3 protein-coding genes and 1 pseudogene are annotated in these 3,952 nt (G+C 58.0%); 3 read left to right on the forward strand and 1 reads right to left on the reverse strand.

What is annotated here, in order from left to right; all coding sequences use genetic code 11:
- Positions 1-377: 377 nt before the first annotated feature.
- The 3 genes and pseudogenes from PF446_RS02600 to PF446_RS02610 all read left to right on the forward strand — a co-directional run bounded on the left by PF446_RS02600 (position 378) and on the right by PF446_RS02610 (position 3,554).
- A complete protein-coding gene (locus PF446_RS02600; RefSeq protein ID WP_298069411.1) occupies positions 378-1,322 on the forward strand; it encodes a hypothetical protein in 945 nt (314 codons plus the stop codon).
- A 159-nt stretch (positions 1,323-1,481) separates the two neighbouring features.
- Positions 1,482-1,741: pseudogene (locus PF446_RS02605) on the forward strand (transposase); the annotation flags it as partial.
- Positions 1,742-2,099: 358 nt separating this feature from the next.
- Positions 2,100-3,554 (forward strand): HD domain-containing phosphohydrolase, encoded by a 1,455-nt coding sequence (locus PF446_RS02610; protein ID WP_298069414.1) that lies wholly within the window; start codon positions 2,100-2,102, stop codon positions 3,552-3,554.
- A 165-nt stretch (positions 3,555-3,719) separates the two neighbouring features.
- Here PF446_RS02610 and PF446_RS02615 read toward each other — a convergent pair.
- Positions 3,720-3,952 (reverse strand): hypothetical protein (locus PF446_RS02615; protein ID WP_298069412.1); only part of this gene is annotated, 233 nt, incomplete at its 5' end.

The raw sequence follows: 3,952 nt of genomic DNA on the forward strand, positions 1-3,952 counted from the left end.
GCGATGGGGCTACGGCCCGAGCGGCGGCCTGGGCGTGGTCGTGCTGGTGGTTGTCGTGCTTTTGGTGATGGGACGGATCTAGCGTTCCCCGGGAGCATGGCCGTTCTCACCGCCAGCCGTTTTGCCATGCAGCCAGACATCCCTTTTGCGTCTGGCCGTCACGGCAAGGCCGTACGCTGGTCGATCGCGGGCCATTCGGGCATGCATTGGCGGCGCCCCGGCCTGCCAGCCATCGTTTGTGCCAGCCTCCTCCAGAAAGACGAACGGAATCCTTCAAAACCCTGGGCCTGGTCCCGCGTCATCCCGGAGCGGAGCACGTCTCTGGTGATGGTTGTGCGTTGACGTCCATACCAATGAATCCACCTGGAGGTAAGGCAATGCGTTACTTCATTCTTGCCATGGCAATACTTCTGTTTCCGGCGTACGCGATCCCGGCCCAGGCCCAGAGCCAGTTCAGCATCAGCGTCGGCAACCGCGGCACCAGCCTCGGATTCACGATGTCGACCTACCCGACGCTCGCGCGCATTCCGGGCTACCCGGTCTACTACGATCCTCGGGTGGACCGGAACTACTTCTTCTACGATGGCTTGTATTGGGTCTACCAGGACGACAACTGGTATTCGAGCCCCTGGTACAACGGTCCTTGGGATTGGGTTGACCCCAGCTATGTCCCACTGTTCGTCCTGCGCATCCCCGTGCGCTACTACCGGCGCCCACCTTCGTATTTCCGCGTCTGGCGATCCGATGCAGCCCCACGATGGGGCGAGCACTGGGGACCCAAATGGGAGCGTCAACACAGCGGATGGGATCGATGGGACCGTCGCTCCGTACCCAGGGCGGCGCCATTGCCGACCTATCAACGCCAGTACACCGGCAACCGCTATCCTCGCGACCTGCGAGAGCAACGCACGATCGAATCCCGCAGCTATCGTTATCAGCCGCGCGAAGCGAAGAGCCGACATATCCTGCAGCAGCGTCGGTACGAACCAGAGTCGCGCAATCGAAGGCAGCAGCCCGCTCGACAACAGCAAAATGACCGGGACAAACAGGAACAACCCGCTCGACAACTGCGAAATGCCCGGGACAAACAGGAACAGCCCGCTCGGCAACAGCGAAATACCCGGGGCAAACAGGAACAACACGCTCGGCAACAGCGAAATACCCGGAGCAGCCAGCAGCAGAAAGAGTCCCGCAAGCCGCAGAAACGTCAGCAGCCTGGAAAGAAAGCCCAAGGCATTGGCAAAAAAACCAGCAAGGACCGATCCAGCCAGAACAAGCAGCACCCTAACGATGGCGACAAGGGCAGGGCTTGGGATCAATGAAACAGGTGAAGACAGGAGATGAACTTCACTTCGCTGTGAAAATCCAAACTTGGAAGTGCATCGCCGACGTCCACCCAGTTTTGAGTAGCGCGGCTGTTTGGAGTCCAATCCCCCAAGCAAAGGAGATTGGACGTGAAGAAACGCTCTTCCGAACAATAGATCATCGGTTTCCTGCTTGAGGCCGTAACGGGCCTGCCCGTGAAGGAACTGTTCCGCAAGCACGGCTTCAGAGAAGCCTCCTACTACCTGTGGCGCAGCAAGTTCGGCGGCATGAATGTGTCCGACGCCAAGCGGCTGAAAGCGCTTGAGGTAGAGAACACCCGATTGAAGAAGCTACTTCCCGAGTCAATGCTGGAGAACGAAATCACCCGCGAGCCACTATAAAAGAAGTCGTGAGCGCCTCGGCACGACGGCGGCTGGCTGCATCCGAAGGGCCCAAAGTGTCGATCGATCGGTGACAGTGCAGCCATTAATTCCAAATGACAATTGAGTTGGATTTGAATTCACATGTACATTCCTACTCTCACTTCGATGATCTTAAATCGACGAGAGTGACGCATAGTGGAAAAAATGGATATCTCTCCAGATCCTCCAGCTCGAAACAAACGTTCCACATCCATCAGCAGCAAGACCGCCTCTCGGGAAACCGATTCGCAGGCCAGCCCGGATACCGGAGAATCCCCTGTTGCCGAGACCGGATATCCCGGCAACCGGGATCCCCGGTTTTACGAATCGCTCTCGCTGTGCAACGAAGCGATGTTGCGCTGCACGAGCACAATGGAGTTGTTCCAGGAATTGTGCCGCATTGCAGTGCAATCAGGTGGATTGAAACTGGCATGGGTCGGTCAAATCAATCGCGCCGATCAAACGGTGCAATCCGTGGCAAGCGCTGGCGACACGGCCATCGAATATCTGGACGATTTGCAAGTCTCCGTGGATCCGGACAGTCCATTCGGAAGTGGGCCGATTGGTACGGCCGCTCGAGAGGGTCATCCAGCCTGGTTCGAGGATTTTCTGCATGACCCCCGTACCGCCCCCTGGCATGAACGTGCCGAACGTTACGGACTGGTCGCGGGAGGTGCGTTACCACTCCTATGCAACGGTATCGTGTGTGCAGTTTTCACCCTTTATTCGGATTTACCCCAGGCTTTCGATGAGGCGGACCGGGATTTGCTGAAACGGATGACGGCGAACATCGGCTTTGCCCTGGATAAGATCCAGCAGGATGCCGAGCGCATGCATCTGCTTGATGCGCTGCGCGAATCCGAACAGCGCTATCGCTGTCTGGTTGAACAGTCCCTTACCGGTGTCTACCTGATACAGGACCAGAAAATGGTCTATGTAAACCCGCGCATGGCCGAGATGCTGGGCTATGAAAATGCCGAAGAACTGATCAACCAGAATCCGCTGATGATCGTTGCCCGGAAAGACCACGACAAGGTCACCGAGAACATACGTCTTCGCCTCACGGGCGAGGTCGCCCGGATCAGCTACAACTTCACGGCCCTGTGCAAGCAGGGCCACAGCATCGAAGTCGGTGCCAACGGCGCGCGCGCAACCTACCGCGGACACCCCGCGATCATTGGACTGATGCAGGACATCACCGAAAAATTACATGCCGAAGATCTGACCCGCCGCCATCTGGAGCAACTCGAAACTGCCTTCATGAGCACGGTGAAGATGGCGAGCAACCTGACCGATGTCCGCGATTCGTACACGTCCCACCACGCCCGGCGCGTCGGCGCAATCGCCTCGGCCATAGGCGCCGAACTGGGACTGGATGCAAACCAGCAGAAGGGCCTGTTCATTGCGGGGAGCCTGCATGACATCGGCAAGGTCAATATCCCGATGCAAATACTCTGCAACCTGGAACCTCTCACTCCGCTCGAAATGGAAATCATCCATGAGCATCCGCAGTCCGGTTATGACATCCTCAAGGATATCGATCTCCCCTGGCCGCTAGCGATGGTTGCCTACCAGCACCACGAACGCATGGACGGCAGCGGTTATCCCGAGGGTCTGCGTGGTGAACACATCATTTTGGAGGCACGCATCGTGATGGTGGCCGATGTGGTCGAATCGATGTCGCATGCGCGACCATATCGCGAGCGGCTGGGTCTGGACCTGGCCCTGGCCGAAATCGAACGCGGCATGGGAACTGTCTACGATCCCGAAGTCTCACATGCATGCCTGCAGATGTTCCGTGCACAGGGTTTCGAACTTCCGGTCTGACCACCAGCGCGGTCAATCGAGCCGCAAGTGAAATAGCTGAGGCAATGATTCGAAGCGCACCCTTTTCCCATGTGCAACCGGGTCCGCGCTGTCAGATGCGTGCATGCTGTCAGATGCATGCATGTGGCTGTAAATGATCCTTGTCCCCGATGCTTGCGTTCACAGCTAGCGGCGATCGAGTTCAACCTGCACGCCTTGCGAAACCTGGACAGCCTCGCTCAGGAGGTCGCCCAGAATGAATTGCGCCGTGTGCTCAGTCGCCAGCCAGAAACGCAGCTTCGCGGTCAGCGACGCATCCTGCCGGTAGCGCTGGATCAGCGCCTTCGCCTCGTCGTCGGAAATCGGGGAGGGGCAGTCGATCAGCTGCTGGGCCAGTTTCTTGTCCGACCGGTAGCAGT

It is taken from the genome of Oleiagrimonas sp. (genome assembly GCF_027858935.1).
Taxonomy (GTDB): Bacteria; Pseudomonadota; Gammaproteobacteria; order Xanthomonadales; family Rhodanobacteraceae; genus Oleiagrimonas.

Bases quoted from the DNA above. Each gene is read 5' to 3' on its own strand.
- PF446_RS02600 (WP_298069411.1), top strand. From the start codon at position 378: ATGCGTTACTTCATTCTTGCCATGGCAATACTTCTGTTTCCGGCGTAC.
- PF446_RS02610 (WP_298069414.1), top strand. From the start codon at position 2,100: ATGGAGTTGTTCCAGGAATTGTGCCGCATTGCAGTGCAATCAGGTGGA.